This is a genomic window from Frigoribacterium sp. NBH87 (assembly GCF_014217665.1).
In the GTDB taxonomy this organism is placed as follows: Bacteria; Actinomycetota; Actinomycetes; order Actinomycetales; family Microbacteriaceae; genus Frigoribacterium; species Frigoribacterium endophyticum.
Genome location: NZ_CP043650.1, coordinates 1,420,961 through 1,436,209, shown reverse-complemented (window position 1 = coordinate 1,436,209; position 15,249 = coordinate 1,420,961). Strand labels below are relative to the sequence as shown.

Here is a 15,249-nt window from a genome sequence, read left to right as displayed (position 1 = left end):
GGGGTCGGCCTCAGCCCACCGGCCCGTGGGTCTCGACGGCGACCAGGGCGCCGCCCTCGACGGAGACGTGCAGCACCGTGAACTCGGCGGGGCTCAGCGAGGAGGCGCGGCGCAGGTCGAGCCGCTCGCCCCCCTTCGTGCTCGTGGCGATCTGACGCAGCAGCTCCGGCAGCACCGGGGCGTGCGTGCAGAACACCGCCGGCACCCTCTTCTTCAGCCTCTTCGCGACGACCCCGACGACGTCGTCGTCGTGGCGCTCGAAGGCGTCCTGGCTGAGCGAGTCGGTCTGCTTGACGCCCACGTGGGTCAGGGCGGAGAGCGGCTCGAGGGTCGCGAGGCAGCGGGCCGCGGTGCTGCTGATGAGCCGCTGCGGGGCCCACGCGGCGATGGCGGGGGCGATCGTCTTGGCCTGCCGGCGCCCCTGCGGCAGGAGCGGGCGGGTCGCGTCGGAGCCGCTCCACTCGGCCGGCGACGTGGTCTTGGCGTGCCGCAGCGCCACGAGGGCGAAGGTGCGCGCCGCCCCGCGCTCGACGCGGTCGGCGAACCGGTCGAGCACCTCGGCGTCGCGCTCGTAGGTGAGGGCGGCCCGCGCCTCGGCGAGCGGCACCCAGCGGATGGCGGCGACCTCGCTGTTGGCCACGAACGTGCCCGCCGCCGCGAACGACTCGTCGGTGACCTCGGCGGCCCAGTAGTGCACGACCTTGTCGCGCCCGCCGGGCATGACGTACTCGGCCGTGCCGAGCGGCGCCCCGAGCGAGACGCGGTAGCCGGTCTCTTCGTGGATCTCGCGCACCGCGGTCTGCGGCGTCGACTCGCCGGGGTCGACCTTGCCCTTCGGCAACGAGACGTCGCCGTGGTGGTCGCGGTGGATGAGCAGCACGCGCACGGCGCCCCCGACGTACCGGAAGCACACGGCGCCCGCCGCGACGACCGTCGTGGAGGCCACCGTCACCGGCTGCTCTTCTTCCGCTGCGTGATCATCTTCATCAGCGAATTCTGCATGTCGACGAGCGGCTTGTCCGCCTCGTCGCGGGCGTGGCGCGTCCAGGTGCCGTCGGCGGCGAGCCACCACGAGGCGGTCTCGTCGCTCATCGCGCGCTCGAACAGCGAGCCGACCTCGTCGAGGTGGTCGGGCTGGGTGAGGCGCACGAGCGCCTCCACCCGACGGTCGAGGTTGCGGTGCATCATGTCGGCGCTGCCGATGAAGACCTGCGGGTCGCCGTCGTTCGCGAACCAGAAGAGCCGCGAGTGCTCGAGGTAGCGCCCGAGGATCGAGCGCACCCGGATGGTCTCGCTGAGCCCGGGCTGCCCGGGCTTGATGGTGCAGATGCCGCGCACCCACACGTCGACCGGCACGCCGGCCTGGCTGGCGCGGTAGAGGGCGTCGATGATCTGCTCGTCGACGATCGAGTTGATCTTGATGCGGATGCCGGAGGCGCGGCCCGCCTGGGCGTGCTCGATCTCGGTCTGGATCTGCTTGAGCAGCCCGCGCCGCAGGTAGCGGGGAGCGACGAGCAGGCGCTTGAACTTCTTCTCGATGGCGTAGCCGGAGAGCTCGTTGAAGAGCCGCGTCAGGTCCTTCCCGACCTGGTCGTCGGCGGTGAAGAGGCCCATGTCTTCGTAGATGCGGCTGGTCTTCGGGTTGTAGTTGCCCGTGCCGATGTGCGTGTAGTGCTTCAGCGTGCCCTTCTCCTGGCGGATCACCAGGGCGAGCTTGCAGTGGGTCTTGAGCCCGACCAGGCCGTAGACGACGTGCACGCCGGCCTTCTCGAGCTTGCGGGCCCAGGTGATGTTGTTCTGCTCGTCGAAGCGCGCCTTCACCTCGACGAGGGCCAGCACCTGCTTGCCGGCCTCGGCGGCGTCGATCAGCGCCTCGATGATGGGGCTGTCGCCGCTCGTGCGGTAGAGGGTCTGCTTGATGGCGAGCACGTTCGGGTCGGCCGCGGCCTGCTCCAGGAAGGCCTGGACGCTCGTCGCGAACGACTCGTAGGGGTGGTGCACGAGGATGTCGCGGCGCGCGATGCTCGCGAACATGTCGGGCTTCATGTTCGGCTCGGTCGGCTGCAGCTGGACGGCCGTCGTGGGCAGGTGCTTGGGGTACTTGAGGTCGGGCCGCGGCATCTTCGTGATCTCGAAGAGGCCCGCGAGGTCGAGCGGCGCCGGCAGGCGGTAGACCTCCTGGTCGGTGACGTCGAGCTCGCGCACGAGCAGCTCGAGCGTGACCGGGTCCATGTCGTCGGTGATCTCGAGACGGATCGGCGGGCCGAACCGGCGACGGAGCAGCTCGCGCTCGAGCGCCTGGATGAGGTTCTCCGACTCGTCCTCGTCGACCTCGACGTCCTCGTTGCGGGTCACGCGGAAGACGTGGTGCTCGACGACCTCCATGCCGGGGAAGAGGTCTTGCAGGTGGTTCGCGATCAGGTCTTCCAGGGGGATGAACCGCACCCGACCGCTGTCGTTGTCGGGCAGCTGCACGAAGCGCGGCAGCATCTGCGGCACCTTGAGTCGCGCGAACTCCTGGCGCATCGTCTTGGGGTTGCGCACCCGCACCGAGAGGTTGAGCGACAGGCCCGAGATGTACGGGAAGGGGTGGGCCGGGTCGACGGCGAGCGGCATCAGCACGGGGAAGATCTGCTCGGTGAAGATCTCGCGCATGCGCACCCGGTCGGCCTCCTCGAGGTCGGACCAGTTCTCGATGTGGATGCCGGCGTCGTCGAGGGCGGGCCGCACGAGGTCGAGGAAGGCCCGGGCGTGCCGCTCCTGCAGGTCGTGGGCCGCCGCGCTGATGTCGGCGAGCACCTCGTTCGGGCCACGGCCGACGTTGGTCGGCACGGCGAGGCCGGTGGCGATGCGGCGCTTGAGGCCGGCCACGCGGACCATGAAGAACTCGTCGAGGTTGCTCGCGAAGATGGCGAGGAAGTTGGCCCGCTCGAGCAGCGGCGTCGACGGGTCCTCGGCGAGCTCGAGCACGCGCTGGTTGAACGCGAGCCAGCTCAGCTCGCGGTCGAGGTACCGCTCGGCGGGCAGCGTGCCCTCCTCGAAGCTGACGATCTCGTCGAAGTCGTCGAGGAAATCAGGGGTGACGCCGGCGCCGTCGACGCGTGGTTCGCTGTCCATGCCCCCCATCGTGCCACCCGCGGTGACCGGTCGGGGTCACCGACGGTGAACGGCAGGTGACGTCAGGTACGCGCGGGCACCGGGGGAGGGCTCCTCGGGTGCTGCCCCGCGCCTCCCGCGCTCCCCGCCCAGCACGAGGGCGCTGCCCGCCGCGCTGAGGGCGAAGCCCCCGAGCGTGGCGAGCGAGAACGGCTCGCCGAGCAGGAGGGCGCCGGTCAGCGCCGTCGTCGGCGCGACCAGGAAGAGGAGCGCGTTGACGGCCGTCACGCCGAGGCGCCGCAGCAGCCACCAGTACAGGCCGTAGGCGGCGAGGGTCGGCAGGGCCGCGGTGAGGAGGGCGGCCAGCCAGAACGCGGCGTCGAGGGGCGGCCGTAAGGTGCCGGTGGCGACGGCGAGCGCGACGAGGGCGAGCGCCGTGACGGAGACGTGCAGGGTCAGGGTGGTCAGCACGGGGAGGCGCACGGGCGCACGCCGCTCGACGAGCGTGCCGGCGACCAGGCAGGCCATCGCCAGGGCGGGCAGCACGTACGCCACGGGTGCGGCGGAGGAGTCCCCCAGCTGCGATCCGACCACCAGCACGACGCCGAGCGCTCCGAGCGCGAGGCCCGCCCACTGCCCGCCGCGCACCCGGAGCCCGAGCAGCGGGCCGACGAGCGTCGCGACGACCAGCGGCTGCACGGCGTCGACGAGCGCCGTCGTGCCCGTCGCCACCCCGGCGGCCACGGCCGCGTAGACGAAGACGCAGTAGCCGAACTGAGCCAGGAGCCCGACGGCGGCCTGCTGCCCGAGGTCGCCGCGGGTGACGCCGCGCAGGCCGCCCCGGAGGCCGGTGACGACGAGCAGCACGAGGGCGAGCGGGGCGAACCGCCAGACCAGGAGGGTCGTCGCCGGCACGTCGACGGTCGCGAGGGCGGCGAGCGTGAAGCCTGAGCTCCAGGCCAGGACGAACGCGGCCGCCCCGCCGACCACGACGAGGCCACTCGGTACACCGATCTGTTTACTCATGGCCTCGACTATACACATCGGTATAGTCGAGGCATGGTCGATCTCGACAGCCCCGTCGGCAGCCTCGCCGTCCCCGCCCTGCCCGCGCTCACGCCGGGGGCCCGTCGCGTGCTCGACGCCGCCTCCGACCTCTTCTACGACCAGGGCATCCACGCGGTCGGCGTCGACACCATCGCCGAGGCGGCCGGGGTCACGAAGAAGACGCTCTACGACCGCTTCGGCTCGAAGGAGGCGCTGGTCGTGTCGTACCTCCGCCACCGCGACGCCCGGTGGCGGGAGCACCTCGCGGCCCACCTGGCGCGGGTGCCTGAGCCCGGGGTCGCGCGGGTCCTCGCCGTGTTCGACGCCGCCGTCGACTGGTCGCGGCAGCACGGCGGCAAGGGCTGCAGCGCGATCAACGCGCGGGCGGAGGTCGGCGACGGGAACGACGGCAACGCCGTCTTCCCCGAGGCGGCGCGGCAGAAGGGCTGGCTGCTCACGCTCTTCGCCGAGCTCTGCCGCGAGGCGGGGCTCGCCCGCCCCGACGGCCTGGCCCGGACGCTCATGCTCGTGCACGAGGGGGCGATCGTCACGGTCGGGATGGAGACCTTCGACCAGCCCCTCGAGCACGCCCGCACCGTCGCGCGCTCGCTCCTCGAGGCGACGCCGCGAGCCTGACGGCCCGCGTCAGAGCACTCCTCCCCGGAACGGTGCTCGTCGACGCCACGTGACGGTGCGCCACGCCCACTCGACGGGGCCGTAGCGGAAGTGCGTGAGCCAGGCCCGGCTGACGACGGACTGTACGGTCAGCACGACCACCGCCGTGACGACGGCGGGCAGCGGCGAGGTCATGTGCGTCCAGTCGAGGGCGGGCACGCCCGCCACGAGGGCGACGACGACGACCGACGCCCCCACGTAGTTCGACAGGGCCATCCGGCCGAGGGGCTCGAACGCGGCCGCGACGACGACCCGAGCGCGCGTGGACCACAGCAAGGTCAGCGCCGCCGTGTACGTCACGGCCAGGGTCAGCCCGGCGACGCCGCCCGCGGTCGTGAACCGGGGGTCGCCGGGCTGGGTGGTCTGCCAGGCGACGGCCGCCACGCTCGCGGCGGCGGCGACCCCCAGCGTCGCCACGACCGGCCTGCCGCCCCGCTCGAGGACGCGGGGGAGGCCCCAGGAGGCGGCGGCGGCCCCCAGCAGCACCAGGCCGGGCAGCGACGCGAGCCCGCCGCCGAACAGGGCGTAGGCCGCGACCGTGCCGACGGTGCCCAGCGCCAGGGTCAGCCACCGGGGCGCCCAGAGCACGACCGGGAGCGCGAGCAGCCCGACGACCGCGTACTCGCGCAGGACCTCGCCGGGGTAGACGAGTGCGTGCAGGCAGCCGATGCCCAGGAGGGCGAGGAGGCGGAGGCCGACCGGCAGCCACGGGGCCGTGCCGCGGCGCCGCGCCGAGTCGACGACGAGCTGGAGGCTGAGGCCGAAGAGGACGACGAAGATCGGGACGAAGCGGGTCTGCACGGCGAACTCGAGCAGGGTCTGCGTGGTGCTCGCGGGGGCGTCGGCGTCGAACGGCACCGCGCTGCCCAGCCGGGTGATGTCGGGGACGTTGACGAGGAGGATCCCGCAGAGGGCGAACCCCCGCAGGCTGTCCAGCAGCCGCCACCGGGTGGAGGCGGGGGCGCCGTCGACGGGGGACGGAGCGGTGCGGGTCGTGGTCATCGTCGTCGCCCCTCGGCCAGCAGGCGGTCGTAGACGGCGAGGTACTCGCCGGTCATGCGGGTCACGTGCGCGCGCTCGAGGCCGCGGCGGGCGCGCTCGCCGAGGTCGGCCCGGGCCGCCTCGTCGCCGAGCAGGCGGTCGAGGGCCCGGGCGAGGGCGTCGACGTCGCCGGAGGGGAAGACCAGGCCGGCCGCGCCGTGGTCCACGGCCTCCGGGAGGCCGTCCGCCGAGCTGACGACGCAGGCGAGGCCCGCCTCGCGCTGCTCGCCCACGACGAGGGGGAACGGGTCGCGCCGTGAGGCCGTGACCGCGATGTCGGCGCCGTAGAGGTGGGGCCGCGGGTCGGCGACCGAGCCGACCGTGTGCACGCGGTCGCTCCACGGGGCGCCGGCCGCCGCCTCCAGCGTGTCGGGTTCGTCGACGTTGCCGACGAACCAGAGCTGGGCGTCGGGGTGCGCCTCCGCGACCCGGCCGAACGCCGCGACGAGCACGTCGGAGCCCTTGCGGCGCGTCACCGAGCCGACGGCGACGACGGCGGGGTGCCCGAGGTCGGCGGCCGCCGGGCGCCCGGGGCGCCGGGGGCTGCCGATCGTCGCGTTCGTGACGGTGCAGGTCTTCCGGCGCGCGAGGGGTCGGCGCTGCATGGCACGCTCCACGGCCCCGCTCACGCAGACGACGGCGTCGGAGAGGCCCATGACGCCGACGCCCCGCTGGAACTCGTTGTGGACCGTCGCCACCGACGGCACCCGGGGGGCGGCCACGGAGGCGAGCACGGCGGGCGTGAGGGTGTGCGAGTGGACGACGTCGGGCTCGAGGCGACGGAGCAGGCCCCGGACGCGGCGGAGGGTGGCGGGCAGCTGGCGGGGGGCCCGGCGGCTGAAGTCGACCTCCGCCGTCGAGACGCCGTGGGCGTGGAGCAGGTCGTACCAGTCGCCTCCTGCCGAGACGACCCAGACCTCGTGCCCCAGGGCGGCCTGCGTCGTGGCGAGGTCGACGACGACGTTGACGATGCCGTTGGCGGTGTTCGACATGGAGTCGGTCAGGTGGACGATCCGCATGGGGCCCCTCGGTCGGTCACCCGATCGGGACGTCGGGCAGAACTGAGATCGAAGATATCACATGTCGAGAACAGGATCAGGGGACGACGAACGCCCCCGCGATTCCACGGGGGCGTTCGGCACAGCTCGAGCTGGTGCTACTTCTTCTCCTCGAGCTTCAGCGCGAGGCCGAGCCCGAAGAACGTGGGCGCCCAGTGACCGATGAAGATGCCCCAGCGGTCGGACTGGGCCTTGTCGTTCGAGTCCTTGCCCTGCGACGCGAGCCAGGCCACGAGGGCGATGACGATGGAGGCGAAGCCGCCCCAGTAGGCGTGCTTGCTCTGGACTCCGAGGTCGGAGAGGAAACGGACGGGGTTCATGGTGTTCTCCTGCAGCTCGTGGGGATCGTGCGGTCCCCACAATCCACTCCGTCGCGCTGGGAGCCAGGTGGCAGCCCGGAGGCCGGGCCGGAGTAGCCCCCGGAGGCGTCGACGACGTACCCCGACGTACCCCGACGTGCCCCGGCCCTAGAGGAAGGGGCCGGCCTCGAACGCCGCGCCCTCCGGCGTGACGTCCGTGACGACCCCGGCCACGCGGACGGGCACGGGCGAGACCGAGCCGAAGGTGCCCGTCGCCCCCGACGCGTCGCGGGCGTCGGCGCTGTAGGAGGCGGCGCCCTCGGTCACCGAGGTGACGTCCCAGCCGGTGCCGTCCCACGCGCCCACGTCGTACGTCGGGGCCGTCTCGAGGGTCCACTTCTGGTTCGACAGCTCGTAGCCGCCGTCGCCGTTGAGGAGGGCGAAGCTGCACCCCTCGGGGCGGGGGTCGGGGCTGCCGACGCAGCCGGAGACCCAGCCGTCGACGGCCGCCCGGGCCGAGGCCTCGCCCGCCTCGGTCAGCTCGGCCACGAGGACCGCCGGCGTGCCGCGGCTGCCGGCGCCCGAGGCCGTGCCGGTCACGGCGGGTGCGCCCCAGAGGTCGCCGCCGCCGCCGAGCTCGACGTCGTAGCTGCCCGGCAGCGCACGCAGCTCCACGGTGGCCGAGTCGCCTCGCGGCAGCTCGGCGCCGGCGACCGAGACGGTCGCGGACGACGGCGCTCCCACCTGGACGGTCAGCGTCCCGAGCTCCACCGGCTGCAGCTCCCACCGCGGGAAGACCAGGAGGTCGCGGCCGTCGCTCACGAGGGCGAACGACTGCTGCCACCGGGGGCCCGCCTCGCCGCCCTGCTGCACCGTCGCCTCCACCGTGGCCGACTCGCCGTCGACGACCGCCGGGGCGACGTCGAAGTCGCTCACCCGGTCGCTCGCCGCGGCGTAGGCCTCGTCGGTGAGGAGGACGTCGTCGTCGCCGACCTCCGTGCCGTCGAGGGCGAAGGCTCGCTCGGCGTCGCCCTGCTGCACGGCTTCGAGGTACGCCGCCACGGCGGCCTCGGGGCGGTGCGACGCCGCCGTCCGCCCGACCCCGACGGCGGCCGCCGCCGCGAGCAGGAAGAGCAGCACGCCCGCGCCGATCAGCACGAGCCGACGACGACGGCGCCGCGGCGCCGCGGGGGAGCCCGCGACCCCGGTGGCGCCCTCGGCCCGGTCTGCCCCCTCGGCTCCCTCGGCCCCGTCGGCCCGTCCGGCCTGCCCGCCGTCGCGCGGCTCGTCCGCCGGCGTCCCCTGTGTCTCGCTCATGTCTCTCCCCCTGGAGTCGTCCTGACCGGGCGGCGTCAGCGCCGCAGGGTCCACTGCACGTCGACCGCGTGGTCGACGAATCCCCGGCCGGCGTAGAGCCTCAGGGCCGGCTCGTTGTCGCCCTCGACGTAGAGGGCCGCCGTGTCGGCGCCGCGCTCGGCGAGGCGGGCGAAGCCGGCGTCGACCACCGCGCCTCCCAGCCCCTCGCCCTGGTGGTCCGGGCTGACCGCGACGGCGTAGAACTCGCCGGGATGGCCCGCCTCGAGCTTGAGCCAGCACGACGCGAGCAGCTCGTCGCCCCGCCACAGGAGGAGCAGGTCGCCCGCGTCGAACCACTCCTCGGCGCGGCGCGCGTCGAGGTCGGCCTGGTCGATCGAGCCCTGCTCGGGGTGGCTCGCGAAGGCGCGGGCGTTGAGGTCGAGCCAGGCCGCGTCGTCGGTGCCCGGACGGAACACGGCGACGCGGTCGCCCTCGCGGAGACGCGGGGTGCGCGGGGCCACCGGCGCGCGCTGCTGCAGCAGGCGCCGGGTCTCGTCGAGCCCGAAGCGCGCGGCGAGCACGCGGGAGCCCGGGTGGTCGCCGTGCGCCCAGAACGCGGTGGGGCCGGTCGTCTCGTCGAGGACACGCTGCACGAGCAGGGCGCCGAGGCCCTCGCGACGGTGGTCGGGGTGCACGACCAGCTCGACCTCGGTGCCGGCCGGGCCGCCGTCGTCGCCGCTGACGGAGCGCAGCACGGCGGCCGCGTGCGGCGCCTCGACGACCCGGGCCTCGCCCGAGCGCACCTCGACGAGCGCTTGGTCGTTGACCGGCGGGCTGCCGTCGACCGCCTGGGCCGCGCGGGCGAGCGCCTCGACGTCGGCGGGGGTCACGCGCCGGGCCCCGGCAGGTCGTCGTCGTACACGTTGAAGCGGTAGCCGACATTGCGCACGGTGCCGATCAGCGACTCGAGGTCGCCGAGCTTGGCGCGGAGGCGCCGCACGTGCACGTCGACCGTGCGGGTGCCGCCGAAGTAGTCGTAGCCCCACACCTCGCTGAGCAGCTGCTCGCGCGTGAAGACCCGGGAGGGGTGCGTCGCGAAGAAGCGGAGCAGCTCGAACTCCTTGAAGGTGAGGTCGAGCGGGCGGCCGTGCACCTTGGCCGAGTAGCTCGCCTCGTCGATGACGACGCCCGAGGCGTGGATCTTCGAGCCGGTCTGCGACTGCGCCAGCCGACCCGTCACGAGGCGGATGCGGGCGTCGACCTCGGCGGGGCCGGCCGTCTCGAGGATGACGTCGTCGACGCCCCACTCGGAGTTGACCGCCGTGAGGCCCCCCTCGGTGAGCACGAGCACGAGGGGCACCGTGACGCCCGTCGTGCGGAGGATCTTGCAGAGCGACTTGGCGCTGGCGAGGTCGGCCCGGGCGTCGACGAAGATGAGGTCGCTCGAGGGCGCGTTCACCAGCTGTGCGGGTTCGGCCGGGATCTGCCGGGTACGGTGGCTGAGGAGAGCCAGAGCCGGGAGCACGTCAGGGCTGCCCGCAGAGGTCAAGACCAACAGCTGCGCCACACGGACCTCCAGTGAATGTATGGTCGGCAGTCTAAAACACGAGTGATGCCCGGCTCGACCACGTGTCGACGCCCCTCGGTGCTCGGGCCACGAACGGAGAACCGCGCAGTGACCACCCCGGCCGTCCCGCCCACCAGCCGCCGCGTGCGACTCAAGCCGCTGACCGTGGTGCCCGTGTGGGCCTTCACGCTGATCGTCGCGGTCGTCGTCTCGATCGCCGCCCCCGGCGACGACTTCTACGTGTGGCTGCCGCTCGTGCTGGCCACGAGCATCATCCTGAGCTTCGTGCTGCAGCTCGCGGCCAGCGAGAAGGACGGCCTGGTCTCGCGCTGCGTCCTCACGCTCTGCGGCAGCCTGGTCATCCTCGCCGTGGCGACCGGCGTGCTCGCGCTCGTCCACTGAGCCCGGTGCCCCGCCGCCGCTGGGCAGCCCCTGGGCACCGCCTCCCGCCCCTCCCGCCGACGGTGCCGCGCGGGTAGTCTTGCGGCATGGATTCCTTGCTCGCCCTCGAGATGTTCTACGTGGGGCTCCTCGCCCTCGCGTCGCTGGCCATCGCCTTCGTCTCCGTCGTCGTCCTCGTCAAGCTCTTCAAGGGCCAGCGCTAGACCCGTGATCGACATCCCCACCGACCTCCCGGCGGAGCTCGTCCCGCTGTCCTGGCTCATCGGCGTGTGGGAGGGCACGGGCGTCGTCGACTACAAGATCGGCGAGGGCGACCCCGACGCTCCTGTCGACGGCGCGCCCCCGGCCGTCCGTCGCACGCACGAGTTCGGCCAGCGCGTCAGCTTCAGCCACGACGGCCTGCCCTACCTCAACTACAGCTCGTTCAGCTGGCTGCTCGACGACGAGCGCACGCCCCTGGCGAGCGAGACCGGCTACTGGCGCCTCGAACGCCCCGCCGAGGTGGGCGACCGCGGGCCCGGCATGCTGCCCGGCCAGGGCGTCGCGCCGTTCCGGTCGGCGCAGACCGTCGAGATCCTCCGCCGCCCCGACGACGGGTTCGGCCTCGAGGTGCAGCTCGTGCACCCCACGGGCGTCAACGAGCTCTACCTGGGCCGCGTCAAGGGCCCGCGCATCGACCTGTCGACCGACGCCGTGCTCCGCTCGAGCAACGCGAAGGAGTACTCGGCCGCCACGCGCATGTACGGCCTCGTCGAGAACCACCTGCTCTGGGCCTGGGACATCGCGGCCCTCGGCCAGGAGCTCCGCACCCACGCCTCCGGGCGCCTGGCCCGCGTTGACTGACGCCCCGGCCGCCGGAGTCGCGGGGGCGCAGGCCGCCGACCCCGCCCCCGTCGTCGTGTCGCCCTTCGCGGCGCGCGACGGCTTCGTCGACGACGGCAGCGGGGTCGCCGCGCACTACGGCAACCCCCTCACCGAGCAGCGGGCGCTCGTCCGCGGCGCGGCGGTCGTCGACCTCTCCGACCGGGGCGTGCTCACGGTCAGCGGCCCCGACCGCCTCAGCTGGCTGAACTCCCTCACGAGCCAGGCCCTGCTGGGGCTCGAACCGGGCCGGTCGACCGAGACCCTCCTGCTCGACGCGAACGGCCGCCTCGAGCACGCCGCCCGCGTCGTCGACGACGGCGAGACCACCTGGCTGCTCGTCGACCGCGTCGAGGCGGAGCCCCTGCGGGCCTGGCTCGACCGGATGCGCTTCATGCTCCGCGTCGAGGTCGCCGACCGCTCGGCCGACGTCGCGACGATCGGCGCCCTGGCCGAGGTCGAGCTGCCCGTCCCGGTGCTCGCCCCCGCCGGCGTGCCCGTCGTCTGGGTCGACCCCTGGCGCGAGGTCGCCCCCGGCGGCCACGGCTACGCCGACGCCGAGACGCACCCCGGCCGCGACTGGAGCTACCGCGAGGTGCTCGTCGACCGGGCCGACCTGGCGGCCCTCGCGGCGTCCGACCTGCCCGCCGCCGGCACCCTCGCCCTCGAGGCCCTGCGCATCGAGGCGTGGCGCCCGCGCCTCTCGACCGAGGTCGACGAGCGCAGCATCCCGCACGAGCTCGACTGGCTCCGCTCCGCGGTCCACCTGGCCAAGGGCTGCTACCGCGGTCAGGAGACCGTCGCCAAGGTGCACAACATCGGGCACCCGCCGCGGCGCCTGGTAATGCTGCACCTCGACGGCTCCGACACCGTGCTGCCCGCCCCCGGCGACCCCGTCGTCACCGCGGCGGCCGTCGCCGAGGCGACCGCCGCCGGCACCCCGCTCGCCGACCTGGCCCCCGTGGGCCGCGTCACGAGCTCCGCCGTCCACCACGAGCTCGGCCCCGTCGCGCTCGCCGTGGTCAAGCGCACCACCGACGAGACCGCGCCCCTCATGGTGCTCTCGGCCGACATCGTCGTCGCCGCCGCTCCGCAGACGATCGTGCCGGCCTCCGCGGGCGCCGCCGCCGGGGTGCCCCGGCTGCCGCGCCTGGGAGCCGTCCGCCGCTAGGCGGCCCGGGTGGCGACCCGGCAGCCGGGTGCCGTCCGGCGGGCGGCCTCGCGCGCCTCCCGCGGCTTCGACCTCCGGGCGGCGACCCGTCGCACGGTGACGTCGATGCCGGCGATCGTGCAGATCGTCGTGGCCGCCAGCGCGTCGTACGCGATCACGCACCTGGGGCTCGGCCACGCGGTGCCGCTGCTCGCCGTCACGATCACGATCTCGTCGCTCGGCCTGGCCCGCGACGCCCGGCCCCGCGTCGTGCTCGAGAACGCGGTCGGCGTGCTGATCGGCATCGCCCTCAGCGAGGTCATGCTGCTCGTGCTCGGCAAGGGCCTCTGGCAGGTCGCGGCCGTGCTGCTGGTGGTGCTCGCGGTCGCGCGCTTCGCGTCGCCGAGCAGCGCCTTCGCCGCGGCGGCCGCCACCCAGTCGATGCTCGTCATGCTGCTGCCCGACCCGGAGGGCGGCCCCTTCGTGCGGAGCGTCGACGGCGCGGTCGGCGGGCTCGTCGCCCTCGCGGTGACGGCGATCGTGCCCCGCGACCCGGTCGGGCTGGCGAGGGCCGACGCCCGGGCCCTCTTCGCCGAGGTGGGGGCGGCCTTCGAGGCGCTCGTCGTCGCGCTCCGCACCGACGACGTCCGCCGGGCCGACGAGGCGCTCCGGCGCCTGCGGTCGACGCAGCCGCTGCTCGACGACTGGGCGTCGACGCTCGAGTCGGCCGTCTCGATCTCGCGCCTCTCGCCCTTCCTGAGGTCGCGCCTCCCGCACCTCCGTCAGCAGCAGTCGCTGCGGCTCCACGTCGACCTCGCGGTGCGCAACCTCCGGGTGATCGCCCGCCGGGTCGACACGTCGCTCGGCGACGGGCGCGACCGGCTCGGCCTCGCCGACCTCGTCGAGAGCACGGGCCGCGCGGTCGGCGTGCTCGGCGGGTCGGTCGACGACGTCGAGCGGCTGCCCGCGGCGAGGGAGGCGCTCAGCGCGGTCGGCCGCCGCCTCGACCCGGCCGTCGTCGCGCCCGGCGCCCCGGTCACCGAGGCGATCGTGGTGCTGATGATGCGCCCGCTCGTCATCGACCTGCTGATGGCCACGGGCCTGCCGCACGACGAGGCTCGCCGCCGGCTCGCCGTCGTCTGACCTCGGCCCCGCGGGCTCAGGGGCGGGGCGCCACCGCGCTCCAGGGCAGGGTCAGCTCGCCGAGCCGCCAGCGGGTCCGGCCGTGCCGCACGGGCCAGCCGGCGGCCCGCAGGCCCTCCACCGTCGCGATCCAGCGCTGCACCGGTCCGTAGACCGAGAGCGGGGCCGCGATCGCCCACTGCCGGTCGAGGTCGACCAGCAGGTCGTGCACGCGCTCGCCCGGCACGTTGCGGTGGATGAGCGCCTTGGGCAGCCGCTCGGCGACGACCGACGGGGCCTCGAGCGAGGCGAGGTGCAGCGCGACCGTGAACGTCTGCGGCCCCGCCTCGGTGACGTCGACCCAGCTCGCGACGCGGCCGACCTCGTTGCAGGTGCCCTCGACGAGCACCCCGCCGGGCTGCAGCCGCGACGTCATCAGCCGCCACGACGCGTCGACCTGCGACTCGTCGTACTGCCGCAGCACGTTCAGGGCCCGGATGACGGCCGGGCGTCGGCCGCCGTCGAGCGGCACCTCGAAGCCCCCGAGCCGGAAGCTCACGCCGGGCCGCGCCGAGAGCGACGCGAGCCGCACCCGCTCCGGGTCGATCTCGATGCCGACCACCTCGACGTCGGGCCGGACCTTCCGGAGGCGCTGGTGCAGCTCCAGGGGAGTGGTCGCGCTGGCCCCGTAGCCGAGGTCGACGACCAACGGGTCGTCGGCACGGCGCAGCACGGGGTGCGCGGCGATCCACCGGTCGACGCGGCGGAGCCGGTTGGTGCCGGTCGTGCCGCGCGTGATCGATCCGATGGGCATGGCTCCGAGTCTGACAGCCCGGGGCGTCGGCGATACGCTGGAGGCATGACTTCGACGCTCATCCTCCTCCGTCACGGCAACAGCGAGTGGAACCAGGCGAACCTCTTCACGGGGTGGGTCGACGTGCGCCTCAGCGAGCAGGGCCGCGCCGAGGCGAAGCGCGCCGGCGAGCTCCTCGTCGAGCACCAGATGCAGCCCGACGTCCTGTACACGTCGCGCCTCACCCGCGCCATCCAGACCGCCGACATCGCCCTCGAGGAGGCCGACCGCCTCTGGATCGACGTGAAGCGCTCGTGGCGGCTCAACGAGCGCCACTACGGCGCCCTCCAGGGCAAGGACAAGGCGCAGACCCTCGAGCAGTACGGCCCCGAGCAGTTCCAGACCTGGCGTCGGTCGTTCGACGTGCCGCCGCCGCCCCTCGACGACGACAGCGAGTTCTCGCAGGCGCACGACGTCCGCTACGCCGAGCTCGGCGTCGACGCCCCGCGCACCGAGTCGCTCGCCCTCGTGATCGAGCGCATGATCCCCTACTGGGAGAGCGACATCACCGCGAGCCTCGCCGAGGGCAAGGTCGTGCTGGTCACCGCCCACGGCAACTCGCTGCGTGCGCTCGTGAAGCACCTCGACGGCATCAGCGACGACGAGATCTCCGAGCTCAACATCCCCACCGGCATCCCGCTCGTCTACGAGCTCGACGACGACTTCCGCCCCACCGGCCCCGGCCGCTACCTCGACCCGCAGGCCGCCGCCGCCGGTGCGGCCGCCGTCGCGGCGCAGGGGGAGAAAAAGGGCCTGTAGGCGCGTCCTCTCCCTCGGAGCCC

At 74.0% G+C, this 15,249-nt stretch carries 16 protein-coding genes; 6 read left to right on the top strand and 10 right to left on the bottom strand.

The features are described 5' to 3' along the window. Positions 1–10: 10 nt before the first annotated feature. Genes F1C15_RS16285 through F1C15_RS06605 form a run of 3 tightly spaced genes read right to left on the bottom strand, consistent with a single transcriptional unit; the run spans position 11 to position 4,122 of the window. A complete protein-coding gene (locus F1C15_RS16285; RefSeq protein WP_185233706.1) occupies positions 11–952 on the bottom strand; it encodes an NUDIX hydrolase in 942 nt (313 codons plus the stop codon). After that, positions 949–3,117: an RNA degradosome polyphosphate kinase gene (locus F1C15_RS06610; protein ID WP_056057086.1), complete on the bottom strand. Its 2,169-nt coding sequence runs from the start codon at positions 3,115–3,117 to the stop codon at positions 949–951. Before F1C15_RS06610 ends, F1C15_RS16285 begins: the two co-directional genes overlap by 4 nt. A gap of 36 nt (positions 3,118–3,153) precedes the next feature. After that, entirely contained in the window at positions 3,154–4,122 is a 969-nt protein-coding gene (locus F1C15_RS06605; protein WP_185233704.1) for a DMT family transporter, read from the bottom strand. Between the two features lie 33 nt (positions 4,123–4,155). Between F1C15_RS06605 and F1C15_RS06600 the strand changes: the two genes are divergently transcribed. Further along, positions 4,156–4,779: a TetR/AcrR family transcriptional regulator gene (locus F1C15_RS06600; protein WP_185233702.1), complete on the top strand. Its 624-nt coding sequence runs from the start codon at positions 4,156–4,158 to the stop codon at positions 4,777–4,779. Between the two features lie 9 nt (positions 4,780–4,788). Here the strand turns inward: F1C15_RS06600 and F1C15_RS06595 are convergent, their stop codons facing one another. From F1C15_RS06595 to F1C15_RS06570, 6 genes are all read right to left on the bottom strand, one after another. Beyond that, complete coding sequence (locus F1C15_RS06595; RefSeq protein ID WP_185233700.1) at positions 4,789–5,820, bottom strand: DUF418 domain-containing protein; 1,032 nt, start codon at positions 5,818–5,820, stop codon at positions 4,789–4,791. Next, positions 5,817–6,878, bottom strand: a complete 1,062-nt coding sequence (locus F1C15_RS06590) for a glycosyltransferase family 4 protein (protein ID WP_185233699.1) — start codon at positions 6,876–6,878, stop codon at positions 5,817–5,819. The genes F1C15_RS06595 and F1C15_RS06590 overlap by 4 nt, the downstream gene beginning before the upstream one ends. A 137-nt stretch (positions 6,879–7,015) precedes the next feature. Next, positions 7,016–7,237, bottom strand: coding sequence for a hypothetical protein (locus F1C15_RS06585; RefSeq protein WP_056057078.1), 222 nt, complete (start codon positions 7,235–7,237; stop codon positions 7,016–7,018). Positions 7,238–7,384: 147 nt separating this feature from the next. After that, the gene (locus tag F1C15_RS06580) at positions 7,385–8,533 is read right to left on the bottom strand and encodes a hypothetical protein (RefSeq protein ID WP_185233698.1); all 1,149 of its coding nucleotides are present in this window, start codon (positions 8,531–8,533) and stop codon (positions 7,385–7,387) included. A gap of 35 nt (positions 8,534–8,568) precedes the next feature. After that, complete coding sequence (gene mshD / locus F1C15_RS06575; RefSeq protein ID WP_185233697.1) at positions 8,569–9,402, bottom strand: mycothiol synthase; 834 nt, start codon at positions 9,400–9,402, stop codon at positions 8,569–8,571. Further along, entirely contained in the window at positions 9,399–10,079 is a 681-nt protein-coding gene (locus F1C15_RS06570; RefSeq protein WP_056057071.1) for a winged helix-turn-helix domain-containing protein, read from the bottom strand. Before F1C15_RS06570 ends, mshD begins: the two co-directional genes overlap by 4 nt. 108 nt (positions 10,080–10,187) lie before the next feature. Here F1C15_RS06570 and F1C15_RS06565 point away from each other — a divergent pair, with 108 nt between their 5' ends. From F1C15_RS06565 to F1C15_RS06550, 4 genes are all read left to right on the top strand, one after another. Next, the gene (locus F1C15_RS06565; RefSeq protein ID WP_185233695.1) at positions 10,188–10,481 is read left to right on the top strand and encodes a hypothetical protein; all 294 of its coding nucleotides are present in this window, start codon (positions 10,188–10,190) and stop codon (positions 10,479–10,481) included. 207 nt (positions 10,482–10,688) lie between these two features. Continuing rightward, positions 10,689–11,324 carry an FABP family protein gene (locus F1C15_RS06560; protein WP_056057068.1) on the top strand — a complete coding sequence of 212 codons (636 nt, stop codon included), beginning with the start codon at positions 10,689–10,691 and terminating at the stop codon, positions 11,322–11,324. 55 nt (positions 11,325–11,379) lie between these two features. Beyond that, entirely contained in the window at positions 11,380–12,513 is a 1,134-nt protein-coding gene (locus F1C15_RS06555; protein WP_185234133.1) for a folate-binding protein YgfZ, read from the top strand. Positions 12,514–12,522: 9 nt separating this feature from the next. After that, a complete protein-coding gene (locus tag F1C15_RS06550) occupies positions 12,523–13,635 on the top strand; it encodes an aromatic acid exporter family protein (RefSeq protein ID WP_185233694.1) in 1,113 nt (370 codons plus the stop codon). 16 nt (positions 13,636–13,651) lie between these two features. Here the strand turns inward: F1C15_RS06550 and F1C15_RS06545 are convergent, their stop codons facing one another. Next, positions 13,652–14,428, bottom strand: coding sequence for a class I SAM-dependent methyltransferase (locus F1C15_RS06545; RefSeq protein WP_056057063.1), 777 nt, complete (start codon positions 14,426–14,428; stop codon positions 13,652–13,654). A 45-nt stretch (positions 14,429–14,473) separates the two neighbouring features. Between F1C15_RS06545 and F1C15_RS06540 the strand changes: the two genes are divergently transcribed. Further along, the gene (locus tag F1C15_RS06540) at positions 14,474–15,226 is read left to right on the top strand and encodes a phosphoglyceromutase (protein WP_185233693.1); all 753 of its coding nucleotides are present in this window, start codon (positions 14,474–14,476) and stop codon (positions 15,224–15,226) included. The last annotated feature ends 23 nt before the right edge of the window (positions 15,227–15,249 follow it).

Coding starts and splice junctions, on each gene's coding strand:
- F1C15_RS06540 (WP_185233693.1), top strand. CDS start 14,474: ATGACTTCGACGCTCATCCTCCTCCGTCACGGCAACAGCGAGTGGAAC.
- F1C15_RS06585 (WP_056057078.1), bottom strand. CDS start 7,237: ATGAACCCCGTCCGTTTCCTCTCCGACCTCGGAGTCCAGAGCAAGCAC.
- F1C15_RS06545 (WP_056057063.1), bottom strand. CDS start 14,428: ATGCCCATCGGATCGATCACGCGCGGCACGACCGGCACCAACCGGCTC.
- F1C15_RS06610 (WP_056057086.1), bottom strand. CDS start 3,117: ATGGACAGCGAACCACGCGTCGACGGCGCCGGCGTCACCCCTGATTTC.
- F1C15_RS06600 (WP_185233702.1), top strand. CDS start 4,156: ATGGTCGATCTCGACAGCCCCGTCGGCAGCCTCGCCGTCCCCGCCCTG.
- F1C15_RS06580 (WP_185233698.1), bottom strand. CDS start 8,533: ATGAGCGAGACACAGGGGACGCCGGCGGACGAGCCGCGCGACGGCGGG.
- F1C15_RS06590 (WP_185233699.1), bottom strand. CDS start 6,878: ATGCGGATCGTCCACCTGACCGACTCCATGTCGAACACCGCCAACGGC.
- F1C15_RS06595 (WP_185233700.1), bottom strand. CDS start 5,820: ATGACCACGACCCGCACCGCTCCGTCCCCCGTCGACGGCGCCCCCGCC.
- F1C15_RS06605 (WP_185233704.1), bottom strand. CDS start 4,122: ATGAGTAAACAGATCGGTGTACCGAGTGGCCTCGTCGTGGTCGGCGGG.